This is a genomic window from Streptomyces angustmyceticus, assembly GCF_040701845.1.
Lineage (GTDB): Bacteria > Actinomycetota > Actinomycetes > Streptomycetales > Streptomycetaceae > Streptomyces > Streptomyces angustmyceticus_A.
Genome location: NZ_JBFBHQ010000037.1, coordinates 32196 through 48895, shown reverse-complemented (window position 1 = coordinate 48895; position 16700 = coordinate 32196). Strand labels below are relative to the sequence as shown.

The following is a 16700-nucleotide window of genomic DNA, read 5'->3' as shown; positions in this document are numbered from 1 at the left end:
CAGCCGATCCGCTTCGGCGCCCTGGCCCCCGACGGCTTCGGCTCCAAGGGCGTCGTCCGCGACCCGGCCACCGGCGACCTCAAGGTCATCGACGTCCGGGAGGAGGGCACGGGCGGTGTGCTGGTGCACGACGCCCACAACCCCTCGCCCACCACGGCCTTCGCGCTCTCCCGGCTCGCCGACGCCGACACCCTCCACCACACCCCCATCGGGGTCCTGCGCAGCGTCGACCGGCCCGTCTACGACACCCTCATGTCCGACCAACTCGACGACGCCATCCAGCAGAAGGGCAAAGGCGACCTCGCCTCCCTCCTCACCGGCAACGACACCTGGACCGTCGCCCCCGCACCGAGGAGCCCGCGATGACCTACGTGATCGCCGAGCCCTGCGTCGACGTCCAGGACAGAGCATGTCTGGGCGAGTGCCCCGTCGACTGCATCCACGAGGGGGCGCGCTCCCTCTACATCGACCCCGACGCCTGCGTCGACTGTGGCGCCTGCGAACCGGTCTGCCCGGTCGAGGCGATCTTCTACGAGGAAGAACTCCCCGAGGAGTGGTCGTCCTACCGCGTTCCCTCACCGCAAGCGGGAACGTGAATGCCCCCGACGAACAGACCGGCGCGGCCCCTTGCGGATGAGGTGATGCTTCATGCCGCTGCGGCGACCGGCGGTCGTACGGCCGTCTGGCGCATCGAGCTGAGCCGTGCGCTGGCCGGCGCGGTCCTGATCGACCTGTCCCTTGCCGGCCGCATCGCCATGCGTCCCGACCGTGTGACCGTGGTCCGTCCAGGTCCTACCGGCGACCCCGTGCAGGACGAGGCGCAGCGCCGCCTCGCACACGGGCGACGCACGGCCTCGCCCGAGACATGGGTCGGACGTCTCGCGCCCCCTGTCCTCGTCGGGGTTCAGGAACGTCTCGTGGACCGAGGCCTGCTGGTCCCCGACTCCGGGCGCGGAGTGCTGTCCCGCAGCCCGCTTCTGCTGCCCAAGGGAACCCCTCGGCCGAGCCCGCACACGAGCACGGCCACGGCCGTTCGCTCCCTACTGCGGGCCGCACTACCCCGATGGATATCCGGCTTCCCGCAGTCGCCCGGACCTGCGCAGAATCACACGTTCCCTTCTCCGGACTCGCCTCAGGACACGGTCGCCCTCGCGTGCTCGGCCGTCTCGGCATCCGTCAGGGCTGCCGCCCATGCCTTGATGTGCGGCTACTGAAACGCGCGACCGGTGGACCTCCAGTCCCACGGCACCGTCGCCTTCGGCACATAGCCCCGGCCCCCTGCGCGCTGCCCGCGACCCGCGACGCAGCCCGTGAGACGGAACGAATCCCCGCCCTCGCCCTACACGCTGGGCGCGCGGAACGGGACTTGCCGGCGGGCGGCCTCGTCGATCTCCTCGACGGTGAGGAGGGGCGTGGCCCGGGTGTGCAGGCCCCCGCTGGCCTTGACGGCGAGGCTGATGGCGGCCATGGAGACCGGGTCGGGCAGGTCGATGATGAGCACGACGTCGTCCTCCCCGAACGCGAAGTACACGGACTCGACCGTCCCGCCGAGAGCCGTGACGACCTGTTCGACGGCAGCGCGGCGCCCACTCGCGCCTTCCTTGAGCAGCCCCTTGGTGCCCTCGGGCGTATAGGTGGCCTGGATCAGAAACTTCGGCATCGGGACGCTCCCTGCCCATCGCATGTCCGGTGTGCAGAGGGCCTTCCCGCTGTCACGCCGACCGCCACGCACCGAATGCCCTGATTCACCCGTTGGATGCCAAGGCGGCGGGGCATCCGCCGGCGGATGCCGGCTCCGCGCCGACGTGGTGGACGTAGCGGCACGCGTAGGGCAGCCCCCTGAAACGCCGAAGGGCCAGCCCGGGAGGAAACCTCCTGGACTGACCCCTTTCTGTGCCCCCGGCAGGATTCGAACCTGCGACACCCGCTTTAGGAGAGCGGTGCTCTATCCCCTGAGCTACGGAGGCCGGGCCTTGCGTAAAACGTAGATGAATACTCTGAGTAATGATTCATCCGGTTCCTGGCAAGGGAGCGGACCGCCGCGAGCAGCGGTCCCAGACAGGGTAGCGGATGGGGCTGGAGTGTGGTTGGCGCCTCGGCTCAGTTCATGATCGCGAAGCTGCTCGTGGGTCGCTGCTGAGGTCTGCAGTCTCGGTGTGGGCGTCGGAGTAGGCGGGGTCTTCTTGGTAGCGGGCTGCGCTTGTGGCGTTTTGGGCGAGGAGGAAGCCGAGGATGACGAGGCTTTGGGCTTCGGCGCCGAAGGCGATCATGCGACGGTTCCACAGGGAGCGGTCGAGTTGGGAGAAGCCGGCTTCGGTGTCTTCGCGGCCGCCGTAGAGGGTCTGGTGGACGGCGGTGTTGTCGGGGATCTGGAGGAGGTTTTCGGCGCGGTGGAAGCCGGTCTCGGTGTCGCTTTGGCCTTGGTTCTGTTCGCCGATGGTGCTGGTGACGCCGACGGATTCGCGGTGCTGGTGGGGGCCGCGGGGGCAGGGGATGTCGAGCAGGTGGTACCAGCGGTGGGTGTGGGTGCTGGCGCGGCGTTCGAGTTTGCCGACGGACAGGGGGATGAGGGTGCTGGTACCGTCGTCGAGGAAGGCGCGTTCGTGGACGCGGCCGCTGTTGGACCACAGTTCGTGGCGGCAGCACCCGAAGTCGAGGGTGCGGATGTAGCGGGGGCTTGCGCCTTTGTGCTGTTTGTTGACCAGTAGGCGCCCGCGGCGGGCGATGACGTCGCGGTGTATGCCGCGCAGGGCGCCGTCGTAGAGGACGCCCATGCAGCCCTCGGCGGCGTCGAGGATGGCGCAGGCGAGGTCGAGGGCGACGGCGGCTTCGCCGCCGGGCTGGTTGTGGGGGACGTGGGCGTAGCGCAGGAAGACGCGGCGGAAGTAGCCGCGGTGGCGGGTGGAGAAGACCACGAACTTGGTGCCCAGCACCATCGCGCCCTCGCCGGTGTGGGCGTGGATGTCGGTGTCGGCTGCTGTTCCGGCCGGCGTTGCATTCTGTGCGTTGTTGCCGTTGCGGTCGGCGCCGCCTTCCTTCTGCCAGGAGGAGGCGGGGTCGACACGGTGGCGGCGTACTTCGCCGGTGGTGGGGTCGACGCTGAAGGGGGTGGTGGACAGGGTGGGGGATTTGGCGACGGTGCCGTCGCCGGCGATGAGTTGGTGGCGCTGCGGGCTGCTCCAGGAGCGTTTGGCGTCGGTGGGCAGCAGACCCTGGCGCAGGGCTTGGGCCAGAGCGAGGTCGGCGAAGGTTTCGCTCAGTTCTTCCAGGCGGGGGATAAGCAGGGTGCGCTGGGCGTGTTGCCACTGGTGGCGGGAGGGCCCGGCCTCGGGCAGGCGGGCGGCTTCGTCGTGGCCGAGGTGCTGCGCGACGCTGCCTCGGATCGTCGTCCACACGCTGGGTTCTTGCAGGTCGCCGGCGCAGTAGCGGGCGGAGCCGTGGATGCCACGCAGGGCGAGGAAGAGCAGGTAGATGTAGGGCGGGTAGTGGGGCGGGCGCCCGCGGCGCGGGCCGGGAGTGGGAGCGAGGATGTCGGCGAGGCGGTAGAGGTCGTCGAAGCGGGCCACGTCGGTGATGCGCTGGGAGACGGTGCGTAGGTCGGCTTCGCCGGCGCGGCGTGCGGCCTTCTTGCGGGCTGCGCGCGGGACGCGGTCGCCGAAGAGGTCATCAGGCATCGAAGTCGACCCCGTTCGGTGGTGTGTGGTGTGTCGCCTCGGCGCGCCACTGGTAGCCGATGAGGGCTGCGGTGCTGTCGAGGGAGGCCATGCCCAGGTGACGGGCTGCGACCTCGATACGGCCGGTGGCGGTGAAGACCGCCCGGCCCGCGTATGCGGTGATCGAGGCGGGCCGCACTGAGCGGTCGGCGCCCAGGCCGATGCGTTTGAGCATGTCGCGCAGGGCGACGCAGACCCGGGCCTGGACCTGCTCGTCGGTACCGCCTCGCACCGAGACAGCCAGCCGTAGCCGGTGCGGGGCTTGTTCGGGTGGTGCCGTCGCGTGGAGGTGGTGGGCGCGGGCGGCCAGCACCTGGGCGCTCCAGGCATCCAGCGGGCACCAGCGCGGCTGCGTCTTGGCCGAGCCGTGCATCCACACCCGCGCACAGGCCAGGTCGATGTCGCGGGGCGCGATGTGGCCGATCTCGCCGCTGAATCCGCCGGCCAGGGCCAGGGCTGCCGCGGCGGAGTGACGGGTGGGGCGGTCGGTGAAGTCGGCCGCGCGGCGTAGTTCGACCGCCTCCGCCTCGTCCAGTGGCCGGGTGGCGCCGCACAGACGGGCCGGCAGGTCGATGTCGCGGGTCGGGTCGGTGTCGGTCAGGGCGAGACGGCGGGCGGTGGCGAAGCACATCCGCAGCACGCTGCGGCGCAGATGCCGGGTGGACAGCGAAGCCGGCGCGACGTGCCGGTGACGGGTGTGGCCGTGCGCGTCGATGAACTGCGCGGCAACCGCAGCATCGACATCGGCGAGCAGCGGCGCGCCGCGGACGGCGGCGAAGGCTTCGAAGCGGCGCAGCAGCTGACCGAACCGGCTCAACGTCTGCGGGGACATCTCGCCGCGCGCGACGAGTTCCTGCCAGGCGGCCAGGACGGCTGTGACGGCTGCGGCGAGCGGGACCTCATCGGCCATGCGCCGCCGCCGATACGACGAAGCGGCCCGGTCGGCGGGGTGCCGGGGCGGGCGGATGCGCGGTTTCCGGCATGGGGTGACCTCCACACGGTCGGTGCATACATGCACCGTGGGGAGGCCGGAGGGATTCGGCAACAGGAACGGGCCGTACCGGTGACGGGTGCACCCTTTCGGGGTGCGGCCTGATGTGCTGTCAGAAACCTGGGCGAACTGGGCGGCTGAACATGGGCGCTGGTTCCCTTCCGGGGCGGGCTGACATGCTGATCGTTACGTGGTGGATGGCGAGGGGATCGAACCCTCCGCGGGCAGGATCCAGAAGCCGGCCGCGAGCACCAGCCGCCACCCTCAGGGCGCCGGTCCACTCGGACCGGCGCCCTTGTGGTTCCGGGCGGTCAGGCGGTCGGTGCCAGGGCGCCGTGCAGCGTCTGCAGGATGCCTTCGAGGAAGGCGCTGTAGCGGGCGTCGGGCAGCTCCTGGATCTCCTGGCGGGACATGCCGAGCAGCAGAGCGGCACCGGCGGTGCTCCGGGAGTCAGCGGCGTCGGCGCGGGTGCCGTCCGCGGCGCTGCCGTCTCGGTCCTTGACCCCCGCCCCCTCCTCCTGCCCCGCGCCTTCCTCCTGGCCTTCCTTGCCCTCCTGTTCACCGCTCGAGTCCGGTGACTGCGGTTGCCTGGGGGCGTGCCGGCCGGGCAGGTGGACTTCGAGCCGCTCCTCGTCGCGTTCCACGATCAAGGCGATCTCCAGCCACTCGACCATGTAGTGGCCGCGCATGGGCACACCGGGCAGGCCGGCGCGCAGCAGGCGGGCCAACTCCTCCTGCCGCACGGGCCCGCGGGCCAGATGGCGACTCGCCGCGGCGGCCGACCAGTGCGCGGCGAGAAGCGGGCGAAGTACCTGTCGAGCCTGGTCCCGGTCCCGCCGCCACGCGTCGGCGAAGGCCCGCCCCCGCTCGGTGATCGCGTACTGGCCCCGGCCGGCCTCGACCAGCCCGATGTCCGCCAGGAACGCCATACAGTCGCCGACGGTGGCCGCACCGATGCCGACATGCTCCGCCAGCGCCGCCCGCTGCACCGGGGCGGTGCCGATGGCGAGGTCGGCGAGCCCCAGAAAGACGTTGACCTGCTTGCGGGGATTCGCGCGGTAGCTGGGCAGCGTGCGACGTGCAGGCGACTTATCAGCACGCCGTTGGCCGCGGTGTTTTGCGGATGTGCGGGAGTCCGCGTTCCGGTCGCTACCTGAATCTGCGCGATGAGAGGAAGAAAAAGACACGTTGAGCCCAATTCCTGGCCCGGTGGGGCCGAATTCCTGTAAGGCTCTCGCACCTGCGCCGAAAGGCACATAGAATCAAGGCGATGCGTGAGCCCAAGACCGCGTATCCACGTGCCGCCGAATCGACCTCGGCGGCACGTACGCGTGTGCGGACGTTTTCGACGTGGCGGCCTTGCGCTACGCATCACCGCCCGCGTCCCCGGATGCCATCGCGTAGACCCCGCCTGTCCGGGTCAGTGTCCCGTTGGTGACCATCCGGCTCAACTCCCGCCGCAAGCTGGCGGGCTTGACGTCCGGGCGTGTGGTCTCCATGTGGTGGGTGATCTCTTCCCGGGCGGCGCGGAGGCGGGAGCGGAGGAAGGCCACAACCTCCTGGGCGATCGTCCGCGGCCGCCCCTCAGGGACACCTGCGGTGCGATCCCCGTCCGCTGCCGAGCTCTGGTCCGCCGCCGGCAGCAGCTCCTCGGCGCCGCGCACGACACGCTGGGAGACCTCAGCCCGCGTGTTCGCCGAGTTGAAAGCCGAGCGGGCCGCCGACAGTTCTTTCTCCGCCCGGGCGAGTCGGCCCTTCGCCTGCGTCAGCAGCGATGCGTCGTCTGCGGCCAACGACCTCAGCTGATCGAGGACGGCCAGTGCCCGATGCGACCGCATGGAAGAACCTCCCCACAGGTATCCAGAATTCGGCGAAACACTGAGGAGCGTATCCAGCGACTTCTCAGTCCCGTAGATCTTCTCCCGGAAATGCCCCCTCAACGCCACAGTCGGCGAGGCAAATCCGCATCGAACGAAATTCGAAATGGAATGGGTCGCCCCATGCGAGAAAGCAGCATTTCGCGCCTCACATGCCCTCTGGCCTGGTCTTTCAATCCATTGCCTCAGTTACTCACTGTCAGTGTGGCGGGCGCTGAAAAAGGAGGGGGCGCACGGTAGTGAAACGGGCGCTCACGCAGTGGCGGGGAAGCCCGGCTGTCCGGCGGCAGTGAGTGAAGGCTGTGAGCGGGTGCTGTGCTAACGAAAGGCGTAGCGGCGAGGGCTGAGCTGTATGGATGAGGTTGTACCGGTGCATCGAAGGGTGTCTACGCGAGAGTCCGCCAATGGTGTATGTATGCACCATGGCAGCGGTAGGCGGCTGCCGAGGAGTGAGGAAGAGGGGCGGCGAATGACGCGTGCGTGGGATGATCCGGCCATGCCCCGGAGCAGTAACGACAAGGTGCCGCGCGACTATGTCGTCGACGAAGCCTGGCCGCACGCCGCTCTCGTGCCCGATGCCCCCGTCAGCGCCCACTATGGCCAGGCACTCGCCCGCAACCTGGAGAATGCCCTCGCCGTCAGCGGGCACAGCCTGCGGACTCTCGCGGAGGCGACGGGGGTCACGCACTCCACCATCAGCCGCGTCATCCACGGCAAAGTGATGCCCGACCTTGGCACCCTGGCCCGGTTGGAGGCCGCCTTCGGCTTCCAGGTCTGGCCGGGCCCCGGCGCGCTGCCGACTCCTCCCCCTTCTCGATAGGAGGAGTGTGGGCGGGTGTGCCGCATCCCCCGTCCGCCCGCGTGGGCGCGCGCGGCGCACACACCGCCCCTACGCTCGCGCCATGTGTATGTATGCACCGCCTGGGAGTGGTGACGTTTACCTTGTCTGCTTCGACCGGCGGCACCGGGTCGCCCTGATCCGCCCTGGACCGCCGAATGCCGGTCACCCCTGGGGCTTGCCGGCTGTGCGGCGCAGGGAATCCGAGCCGTACCGGCGGGCCGCGCAGCGCCTTGTGCGCGCGATGGCTCCCGCGGGGGCCATCCGCCTCGGGGCGGTCACCGGCCGCATCCCTGCTGTCGCATCTGGCGCCCGGCCGCAGCGGCGGGGCGGGCGCCGCATCTTCACCGGGCACGCAGCCTCGCCGGGCGCCCCGTGCGACGTCGGTGTACCGGTCGTCTGGCTCCCGTACAACCAAATCACCGACCATATCGGGCACTTGGCGGTCGGCGACTTGAGGCTGTTTCTGGAGGGATACGTGGACGGCTGGATCCCGGACGGCTGGATCACCCTGCAGTAGCGCTGCCCATCAGGCACCGGTGGCTCAGCGCTCCTGCGACGCGCGGGGTGCCCGGGCGAGTCGGTCAGCTGCTGCCGCAGGCGCACCCGGAAGCCGGCTCGGCGGGTCCGGTGGCGGATTGGCTGCCGCAGCAGGCGTCGCTGCCGGGAATCTCGCTCTTGCCCATCTGGCCGGCGTCGGCCTTGAGGACGTAGACCTCCCAGGGCCCCTTGCCGGGGCCGTGCGCCCAGACCTTGTCCTGGAGTGCGTGGCAGCAGGGGTGTCGTTCTCCTTGAAGGTCGCAAGCCCCGCTTCCACCAGGCGGTCGGTGGCGGCGTTGGCCTGCTCGGTGGAGTCGACCTCGACACCGAGGTGGTCCAGGCGGGTCTCCTGGTCCGCCTCGCCTTCGATGAGGACGAGCTTCAGCGGCGGCTCGAGGACGGCGAAATTGGCATATCCCGGGCGGTGATTGGCCGACTCGACGCCGAACAGTTTGGAGCAGAACTCCACCGACGCCTCAAGATCGGGAAGGGCTGCTGGTGATGATGTATCCGGCGCTGGCCAAGGTCCGATACGACCGTCTGGACAGCGTCACCCGCGACCGCCGCCTGCTGATTCCCTCACTGGTGATCAACTGGATCGTCGGCCCCGCCGTGATGTTCGCGCTCGCGTGGATCTTTCCAGCCCGACCTGCCGGAGCACCTGCCCGGGCTGATCATCGCCGAGCTGGCCCGCTGCATCGCCATGGTCATCATCTGGAACGACCTGGCCTGCGGCGACCGCGAGGCCGCTGCCGCCCTGGTCGCCCTGAACTCCGTCTTCCAGGTCCTAGCCTTCAGCCTGCTGGCCTGGTTCTACCTCTCCGTCCTGCCCGGCTGGCGGGGCCTGCAGCAGACCAGGCTGAATATCTCGGCGTGGGAGATCGCCCGCAGCGTGCTGATCTTCCTAGGCATCCCCCTGGCCGCAGGCCTCCTCACCCGCCGCCTGGGCGAGAAGGCCAAGGGTCGCAGCTGGTACGAGACGAAGTTCTGACATACGCGCACTGCCCAGGATGGACGGTGATGTTCAGGATGCCTCCGGAGCAGTCAGCCGCTTTGCCAGCTCGTCTGCGGTCACGGGGTAGCGATCATTCTTGACCGTGCGGTAAGCCCGCAGTGCCCTGTCGATCTGTGCCCGAGAGTTCGGCGCGAGATGGACCAGCAGCAACTCGTAAAGGGCCTGGTTGTTGTCTTTCGCTGGGATCATCTTGCCCTTGCGGGAGGCACCATCCGGTGTCTCCTGCCAAACAGCCGAGAACGGAGCGGCCGACATTCGCCATTCCAGCTCGGACAGCCGCTCAAGCAGCTTGGGCCAGTCGAGCAGGCGCTGCTCGATGATGTGGCGTACAGCGCGGGCGACTTGCACCTGGACCGCGGGCCGCATGAACGAGTGGCCCTCTCCGTCACGTCCCTTAGGGGCACGCAGGTCTTTGGGTGCCGCATGTGCCTCATACCGCTCCCGCATCTTGCCGCAGGCTTCGAGGAGTTCGTCGATGCGCCTGGCAAGAATTTCGTAGCTCTCGTCGAGGACGTCATCGGCGGCGCGCTGCGAGGTCTTGTTCATGCTGTCGTGGAGCCCGAAGCCGAGGTCCGTGAGAACGTCGTAGAGGACACCGATCGTGGTCCAGGCTGTACCGGTGACCCCGACCTGCCGGGTAGCAAGCTTGAGTTCACCATCGGTCCCGACCTTGCTGAACACTTGCACCACACCGTCACGGCGTAGGAAGTCGTGGTCGTCGAGCAGTCGACGGGTCAGGATGGCGAAGCCGTCGTCCTCGTCCAGGGCGATGTTCTCCTGAGCCGTCGTCTTTACCGCGTTGCGGTTGATGTTCGTGAAGAGTCGGCGGGTGCGACGGCGGCCGGCTTCGTTGTCGAAGTGCGGGACCACTATGACGCTGATGTCCTCACGACCCAGCTCGGGGTCACGCTTCACAGCGTCCTTGATCGCCTTGAGGCGATGCTGACCGTCGAGTGCGAAGAACTGATGAGTGCCATCGAATGTCAACACACCAAAGTTGCGGTCCATGCCGGACAAGACGTCGCCGTTCTCGGAGTTCTTCTCCATCTCCAAGGGGATGTACTCGGGGGCGCCACCCCAAGCCGCGACGATGATGGCCCCGAGGAAGCGATTCTCGTTTGTGAGCAGGTAGTTGGTGATCTCAGCCGTGCGGGCACCGACACCGCGCTGGATCATCGTCCCTAGGTCCTGGTTCCCACCGAGGTCGTGTGCGAAGTTGATCTCCCGCGCGACGGCGGCGTAGCTCATGAGGCACGAGTAGTAGGTCCAGTTCCCAACCTTCGCTTCAAAGGCCGGGACGAACGTCTTCGAGGGCATGAGTTCCTCTGTTTCGTTGGGAGTTGATCAGGACTGCCAGGCGGAGCGCGGAGTACCGAGGCGCCCACGGAGCTTGGGGCGTCCCCGGTCATTGAGAGGTGGATTGTGCAGGCGAATGAGGCGCTTCTCCAGCCCTTCGATCCTGTTGCGCTCCTGCACGGTGGCGCACCAGAACTCCATGGGCTGGAGGATGAGGTATCGCGCTAGCCGCTGATTACGGTTGGTGGGCTCCGTGTCGGTCCACAGACTTTCGGGGTCGCCGCGAAGGAACTTCCGGTAGTCCTTGTATCGCTGGCGGATCGTGTTTCCGTAGTCGGTCTGCGACGCCCCGGCCTGCCCGATGTACAGGAGTTGAGGGAACGTGCCGTGAGTCGGCACGCTGCCGACCTGAAACTGGAACGGCGGCCGCCAGACGAACATGTACAGGCCAGGAGCGTCCGGGAGCGCCGGAGCCAGGTCCTCCGTGGCGCGGTGGATTTCCCATGGTCCAGCGAACTCCACGAGGTCTTGGGTGAGTTGCTCACAGTGCTCGGCGTCGAGCATGCGGAGCAACCCCAGCTCCACCTGGAGGGCGGGGCTGTCCTCCTCCCGGTACCTCTGGACTATTCGGCTGAGTGAGTTCGAGTTCACTGTGCCCGAGCCAGCCATATGTCAGGAGCCCTCCCCCGCTGAGTGACCTTGATGGAGCTCAGTGTGACAGGCAGGACTGACAAACAATCAGCGAAAAACGCAAGAGGCCCAGTTCGCGGAGCGTTCCGTCAACTGGGCCCCTCGCTAAATGTGGATCAGAGGTGGCAAACGGCGCAGCCGGCCTCGTCGCTGTCATCGTCGAGCGCGTCGGACAGGACCTCAAGCAGCGGCCTGTTCGGCTTCACCTTCTTGGCTGCCCGATCGAGCGCCGCCTGATGCTTCGCCTCGATCTCGTCGCGACGTCCTATCAGCTCTCCCAGCGACTCGCCCTGAGACCAGGTGTACTTTCGGCCTTGCATGGCCGTGTCCTGGTGCCTGACCTTGTCCTCGTACTCAACAGCCTTTTCGTAGAGATCCGGGTGTCGGTCCTTGAGGCCGACCCACTCGTGCTTGCGCTGGAAGAAGCAGAAGTAGCAGCCGGAGCGCGTGCGCCACTCGTAATAGCCGGGGAGGCCGATGCCGGCTTCGTCGAGGATGCGGTCCACGCCCGCGCGGTCAATCCCATCCTCGCGGAAGGGGAAGACCGCAGTGATGTTCGGCTTGGTGCTGACATAGCCGAGCCGGTTCTCGTCTGCGCGGATGGCCACGTACGAGATGGCCTCGTCGTCGCCGATCCATTCCTCAAGTGGCCTGATCTTCAGGTTCTTGGTGCACCAGCGCATTTGAGGGCTCGGCAGCGTGCCCTGGTAGACCTCGAGCCAGTGATCGAAGTCTCGGGAGGAGTTCAGTCGCTCGATTGGCTTACCCAAGGCGCCCTCAAGACGGTTGAGGTACTCGTACGTCTCTGGCAGCTCGGCCCCGGTGTCGCAGAAGAAGTACTCCATCTCCGGCACACGATCGCGCATGTAGATCGCGAGAGATGAGGAGTCCTTGCCCCCCGAGATCCCGAGAACGTGGCGTTTCTTGCTCTGGGAGCCGTCGGTGTCTGTCACAGCTGCTCCTTCTTCTCAGATGTGGCGCTGCCCTGGCCGGACATGCGCTCGGCCAGGGCGGCGAGCAGGATACGTGCGCCGTCGGGGCCCAGTGCTTCCTCAGCTTGCCTGATGACACTGACAACGAGCTTGTCCGCTGCATTTCGCGACTTCTTCGGGACGTGGATGAGCGTGCGCTCCTCCGTCCCTTGGGGAGTGGTGAGCGTCAGTAGGTGGGTGTCGATCTGGCGCTGCTTCGGCTTCGTACGATTGAGGGATGCCACGGCGGGCTCATCGACTACCTCCTCCTCCGCGACGTCGTACAGATGGCTCACGCGGTCAAGTGCACGTGCCCTGTCCCGTACGACACGGGGGAAGACCTCCATGTTCCGGTCAGTCCAGTCACCGAGTGCCTGATTGACGAGCTGGACCACGACTGTGCCGAGCCAGTCGTCGTCGGGCAGCATCTCGTTTAGCACTCGGGTCACAAAGCCATGGAGACTGACCTCGAGCGAGGCATCGGCGAAGCCACGCATACGCTCGGCCAGACCTGTCCGCAGCTCGCCGGTACTCGATGCAGGGAGCCTGAATTCCTGCGCCAGTGTCTCGACTACATACCGGGACAGGTTCGCGCTGGCATCCGTAAGTTCGTTGAGCGCGGCGGTGAGGCGTGCGACGTATGCCTCTGCGGCCTCGGGATCCTTCTGCGTGCCCGGAGTGATCTCCTCGAAGCCCAGGGCTTCCGGGAGCTCCTCAAAGACCAGCTGGTCGGGGTCGGTCGCTTCGGTCAGTACTCGGCGAACGACGAGGGTGTCATCGCTAAGACGCTTCGTCTTCCGCGAGTATTGGTCGAGGACCATGATCCGTTCCAGCATCCCGCGGGTTACCGCGAGCAACGCTGGGTTCCGATTGGCACGGCTGCGCGGGATATCAACGCCGAGCGACTTAACGAGACCGTCGAGTACGACTCGCCGCTGACCGCGATCAAACGGGGTCGATTTGAGCGCGAACCGCTCGGGGTTGACGTTCAAGCGCTCCATGATCGGAGCGGTGAGGCGCGGGCAGTAGTTGCCTTCCTCAAAGAGGGCTACATCGTTGCCCCGGATGACGAGTCCGGCAACTACCAGGATCGGGACGACACCGGCCTTGACGCCGTACGGAGGCGCCATGAGCCGCTCGTAGATCTCGACGATGTTGGTCGGTTCCTTTGCGTCGCTCAATGCCTCCTCAAGCGCCTCCCAAACAGGCATAACACTCGCGTTCGTGGCGGCTGTCGGGCGAGACATCCCGTGAGTATGAATGCTGCCTTCAGAGTTCTTTCCGCCAGTGATCTCGCCAGCGGCACGGTGCAGTCCGAGGTGCTCAACGACGCCGTCGTACAGGGCACGCTCTGCCGGGAACTTGTCGTGGGGCCAGCCGAGCAGAGGCAAGCCGGTCTTCTCGATCATCGACGTGAGGACTTCACGGCGTGTTCGAGCGGCGTTACTGGTGAGCTGGTGACGTCCCACCATCTCGTTCCGTACGTGCGGGGTCTGGTCGTAGACCACGTTGCATGCTTCGGATACGAGCCCTGCGTAGCTGCGGGCCATGAGTTGCCGGGCGGGCTCACCGTCGGTGTCCTCACCGCTATTCCACAGGAACCAGCTCGACTCGTCGCTTCCCGGGCGGAACGCCTCGGCGAGCATGGCGGTGATGCGCTGGGAGAACTCACCAGCTCGCTCGTTGATCTCCCGCCGAGCGACATGGTCTAGGTCCTCGTCGCTGATGAGGTCCTGGAGCGCCACCAGGGTGTTGCCGACGTCCAGCACCGCCTGGGGATTCTTGGTGACGCCCACGACGACTGGGAGTGGCGAGTCCACCCCAGGGCAGCTGTTCAGGCCACCGAAGTGGAAGACGAGCATCCCGTCTGCCGCGTCCTGAACGACCTTCGGACCGCGCAGCTTTTCCGTCCGATGGCTGACCGCGGTGACGAAGTGCCGCTGCATACCGGTGAGCTGGCTGTGTGCGCCAGCGGCCACCGCGTTCGGGAGGACATTCGTCCCGAGGTGCTTGTTGAAGTAGCGCACCACGTCATCTGGCTGCAGCTGAGTGGCGATCTCTCGAACCCGGGCGTCGATGTCGACATCGGTGCCCTGCCAGATCCGGTACTCATCGCTGTACGAACGGTGGACGACCAATCCGTCTTCCACCAATTTGTCCAGCCGCTCCCGCAACTGGTCGAACCGCTTCGTGTCGGTGGCGTCGGTCGGGTCGTTCAGCGCGAACTGGATCATCGCCGGCGTAGCGCGCAACAGCCCATCAGCGTCAATGAGATTGAGGACGCCGATCGCCTTGAGCAGCTCCTGGTCCGTTTCGGGGAGCCCGTTGGCCTCCTCAAGGCGAGTGTTGATCTCCAGCCACCGGCTTGCTTTCGAAGACGCGAGAATCGTGGTGCGCCCTGCAGAGAAGAAGAAGTCGTATAGCTGCGGGAGACGGATCGTCGAGGCGAGCTCCGCTGCTTCGACCGCGCAGGTGTCGAGGCTGCGCCGTACTGTGAATGGCTCATCGTTGACCAGGAAGCCGCTGAGGCTTCGATCGTTCTGGCCGATCTGCGCTGCCATGAGCGGAGCCGCGACGGCAGTAAGAGGGTGTAGTGGGTACAGCTGGGCGAATGACTCTGCCGAGATGTCAACTACCGAGTGCAGCGACTGCTGGCGCCAGATGCCGTACGCCGCCTGCGCCTGAGACTCAACCAGCTTGCGGCCCTGCGCCGGCACCTCGGAATGGGCCAGCTTCCGCTGGAGAAGGTAGACCGCATCACCCAGGTTGGGAGCGAAGGTGACGTCCTCGAATCGGCCCTGGATCTTGGCCCACTCCTGGGTCTGCACGGAACTGGACCGCGAAGCGTAGTCGGAGAAGGCCAGGTGCTGCAGGGTGAACATGAAGAGCGGCAGACCCTTGGCGCCAGCGCCCCTCTCCGCGAGGAGCTGCAGGAGGAACACGTCACTCTCGGAGCTATTGCTCTCGCTGACGGAGACCAGATACTCCAGCGTCTTGCCGAACTCATCAATGATGAGGAGGAGTGGCGCCTTGTCGCACAGCGTCGTAACCGCGTTGAGCAGGCTGTCGGTAGTTGGGACGTCCGTCTCGGCACAAGCCGCCATGACAGTGGAGACGTCCTTCGGGACACGCTTCTTCCACTTCCGCTCCACCGCGGTCTGCAGCGCCCGATGGATGGTGGCCGCCAGCGGCTCTCTGCGTGCCGTTGTGACAGCGCCCAAGAAGCCGTCAGCTGCAAGCGCCTCGCGATTCTCAGCAATCTCCTGCGCCAGTGCAGGGTTGGTGGCTGCGACCGCCTCATAGGCATTGGCTCGACGTTCGGAGTCGTGGCCGAGAAGGGCGTCAATCAGGTTGGAGAGTGTCGACTTTCCGGAGCCGTACGGGCCAGTAAACGACCAGGCGCGAGTGCGCTTGAGGTCTCCGAGCGCGTTACCCACCCGGTCCAGGACATCGAGGGCGCGCACGCCCACATATGGGGAGTGCAAGTCCTGCGCGCGGACGTCGCGCTCCAGATTGGTGGAACGGAATTCCGTTCCAACGAAGCTGATTCCAGCAGGGATCTGGAGAGCCGCGCCCTTCCGCTTGGCGCTGGGAGATGTCTTGGTCGCCGTGGTCACGCGAGCTCCTCGATCATGGTGGGCTGCTGGGGGATCTGCCCCTGCGTGGCCTCAGCATCGTCCGTAGTCTTCTTAAGGCCTGGGTTCTGCCGCGCCCACTCTTCGGGAGTCGGGAACCCGGCACGGTCACGCACGCGGCCGTACTGCTCGTCGAGGATGTCCCAAGCCAAGGTTTCCGGGTTGTCCGCGAAACGGAGGCTCCGCTGCCCGAGCGACTCCACGATCTCCAACTGGGGGTGGTTCTCGACGAAGGCTTCGATCGACCTAGCGAGTTCGGGCTCACGCATGTGGAAGGCACGGCCAGGAGCGCCGGGCTCACTGGCAAGGCGGGCCAACGAAATGGAGTCGGGCTTACGAGAAAATCGAGCAGCGTAGTCGAGGCAGGCGTGCACGAGCACGCTCGGTGGCAAGCTCGGGCGGATGCCGCTGGTGAAGCGGTAAGTGCGTTCCTTGCCGCGGCCTCCTTGATACTCGAGCAGGCCGAGCTCCTTGAAGGGGCAGAGCAACGAGTCCTCAAAGCTGCCCGGGGAGAGTGGATTCGCGTCCATGTCCGGGGCGTACATCTTAACGAAGCACTGGACGTCCCGGCTGATCGAGTCGGGCGCCGGCCACTTATCACGATCGAAGCTGCTGTGCACCTCTCGTGTAATGAGGGTAGCCATCTCGTCCACCGTGACGCGAGCAAGCGGCGCAAGGTGGAACATCACATACCAGCTCGGCACGAGGCACTTGGCTTCCCTCTCGCCAGAGACGAGCCACCAGTGCAATAGCCAGAGGCTTCCGGTGTCCTCTAGGTAGGGGTCTGCGCCATCCTCGTCAAGGAGCCACCGCGCACGCCAAGTTGGGGCTGCCGCGAGCGCGCGTGCCTGCACATCGGCACTGCGGTATTCGTGGGTGAGTTTGAACGCTTGCGCCCAATACCTCATGGAATCGACCATGTTCTTTCCCACGCCCAGACGCACAAGCGCATCAGGGGCGTGGAAGAGCATCTCGTCCTTTTTCACCTGTAGGTATGCCTTGTGCAGCCAACCGAAGCGCGGAGGGAAGCTCTCGTGCCTGTTGAATTTCAGTCCGACGACGTCGGAGGAGAGGCGGCCTTCTGGCATTACGGTCGAACCCTTCAGTTCAAGGTATGAGTGCGAAGTCTTAAGT

General features: G+C 66.6%; 12 protein-coding genes, 1 tRNA gene and 4 pseudogenes. 5 read left to right on the top strand and 12 right to left on the bottom strand.

The genetic code is table 11. The features are described 5' to 3' along the window. From AB0411_RS36235 to AB0411_RS36225, 3 genes and pseudogenes are all read left to right on the top strand, one after another. A pseudogene (locus AB0411_RS36235) lies at window positions 1-366 on the top strand (2-oxoacid:ferredoxin oxidoreductase subunit beta); the annotation flags it as partial. Further along, a pseudogene (fdxA, locus tag AB0411_RS36230) lies at window positions 363-566 on the top strand (ferredoxin); the annotation flags it as partial. The pseudogenes AB0411_RS36235 and fdxA, both read left to right, overlap by 4 nt. Before the next feature lie 30 nt (window positions 567-596). Then, entirely contained in the window at window positions 597-1214 is a 618-nt protein-coding gene (locus AB0411_RS36225) for a GOLPH3/VPS74 family protein (protein ID WP_366421486.1), read from the top strand. A gap of 125 nt (window positions 1215-1339) precedes the next feature. Here AB0411_RS36225 and AB0411_RS36220 read toward each other — a convergent pair whose 3' ends face one another. The 6 genes from AB0411_RS36220 to AB0411_RS36195 all read right to left on the bottom strand — a co-directional run bounded on the left by AB0411_RS36220 (window position 1340) and on the right by AB0411_RS36195 (window position 6542). Further along, on the bottom strand, window positions 1340-1660 hold the full coding sequence (locus AB0411_RS36220; protein WP_366421485.1) for a GYD domain-containing protein: 321 nt from the start codon (window positions 1658-1660) through the stop codon (window positions 1340-1342). 234 nt (window positions 1661-1894) lie between these two features. Further along, window positions 1895-1967: transfer RNA gene (locus tag AB0411_RS36215), tRNA-Arg, on the bottom strand. A gap of 138 nt (window positions 1968-2105) precedes the next feature. Beyond that, window positions 2106-3674, bottom strand: a complete 1569-nt coding sequence (locus AB0411_RS36210; RefSeq protein WP_366421484.1) for a hypothetical protein — start codon at window positions 3672-3674, stop codon at window positions 2106-2108. Then, entirely contained in the window at window positions 3667-4623 is a 957-nt protein-coding gene (locus tag AB0411_RS36205) for a hypothetical protein (protein ID WP_366421483.1), read from the bottom strand. Before AB0411_RS36205 ends, AB0411_RS36210 begins: the two co-directional genes overlap by 8 nt. 392 nt (window positions 4624-5015) lie before the next feature. Next, the gene (locus AB0411_RS36200; protein WP_366421482.1) at window positions 5016-5891 is read right to left on the bottom strand and encodes a hypothetical protein; all 876 of its coding nucleotides are present in this window, start codon (window positions 5889-5891) and stop codon (window positions 5016-5018) included. A gap of 177 nt (window positions 5892-6068) precedes the next feature. Then, entirely contained in the window at window positions 6069-6542 is a 474-nt protein-coding gene (locus AB0411_RS36195; protein ID WP_366421481.1) for a hypothetical protein, read from the bottom strand. A 535-nt stretch (window positions 6543-7077) separates the two neighbouring features. Here AB0411_RS36195 and AB0411_RS36190 point away from each other — a divergent pair. Further along, window positions 7078-7401 (top strand): helix-turn-helix domain-containing protein, encoded by a 324-nt coding sequence (locus AB0411_RS36190; RefSeq protein WP_366421480.1) that lies wholly within the window; start codon window positions 7078-7080, stop codon window positions 7399-7401. A gap of 602 nt (window positions 7402-8003) precedes the next feature. Here the strand turns inward: AB0411_RS36190 and AB0411_RS36185 are convergent. Next, window positions 8004-8491 (bottom strand): annotated as a pseudogene (locus tag AB0411_RS36185) (ArsI/CadI family heavy metal resistance metalloenzyme). On the opposite strand from AB0411_RS36185, the pseudogene AB0411_RS36180 reads away from it, so the two are divergent. After that, window positions 8449-8944, top strand: a pseudogene (locus AB0411_RS36180) (arsenic resistance protein); the annotation flags it as partial. The pseudogenes AB0411_RS36185 and AB0411_RS36180 sit on opposite strands and share 43 nt — an antisense overlap. A gap of 39 nt (window positions 8945-8983) precedes the next feature. Here the strand turns inward: AB0411_RS36180 and AB0411_RS36175 are convergent. The 5 genes from AB0411_RS36175 to AB0411_RS36155 form a co-directional block, all read right to left on the bottom strand. After that, complete coding sequence (locus tag AB0411_RS36175) at window positions 8984-10291, bottom strand: DGQHR domain-containing protein (RefSeq protein ID WP_366421479.1); 1308 nt, start codon at window positions 10289-10291, stop codon at window positions 8984-8986. 27 nt (window positions 10292-10318) lie between these two features. Further along, complete coding sequence (locus tag AB0411_RS36170; protein WP_366421478.1) at window positions 10319-10834, bottom strand: hypothetical protein; 516 nt, start codon at window positions 10832-10834, stop codon at window positions 10319-10321. Window positions 10835-11076: 242 nt separating this feature from the next. Further along, window positions 11077-11913, bottom strand: coding sequence for a phosphoadenosine phosphosulfate reductase family protein (locus AB0411_RS36165; RefSeq protein WP_366421477.1), 837 nt, complete (start codon window positions 11911-11913; stop codon window positions 11077-11079). Continuing rightward, window positions 11910-15548, bottom strand: coding sequence for an ATP-binding protein (locus AB0411_RS36160; protein ID WP_366421476.1), 3639 nt, complete (start codon window positions 15546-15548; stop codon window positions 11910-11912). Before AB0411_RS36160 ends, AB0411_RS36165 begins: the two co-directional genes overlap by 4 nt. Beyond that, complete coding sequence (locus AB0411_RS36155; RefSeq protein WP_366421475.1) at window positions 15545-16654, bottom strand: DUF4007 family protein; 1110 nt, start codon at window positions 16652-16654, stop codon at window positions 15545-15547. The genes AB0411_RS36160 and AB0411_RS36155 overlap by 4 nt, the downstream gene beginning before the upstream one ends. Window positions 16655-16700: the final 46 nt, after the last annotated feature.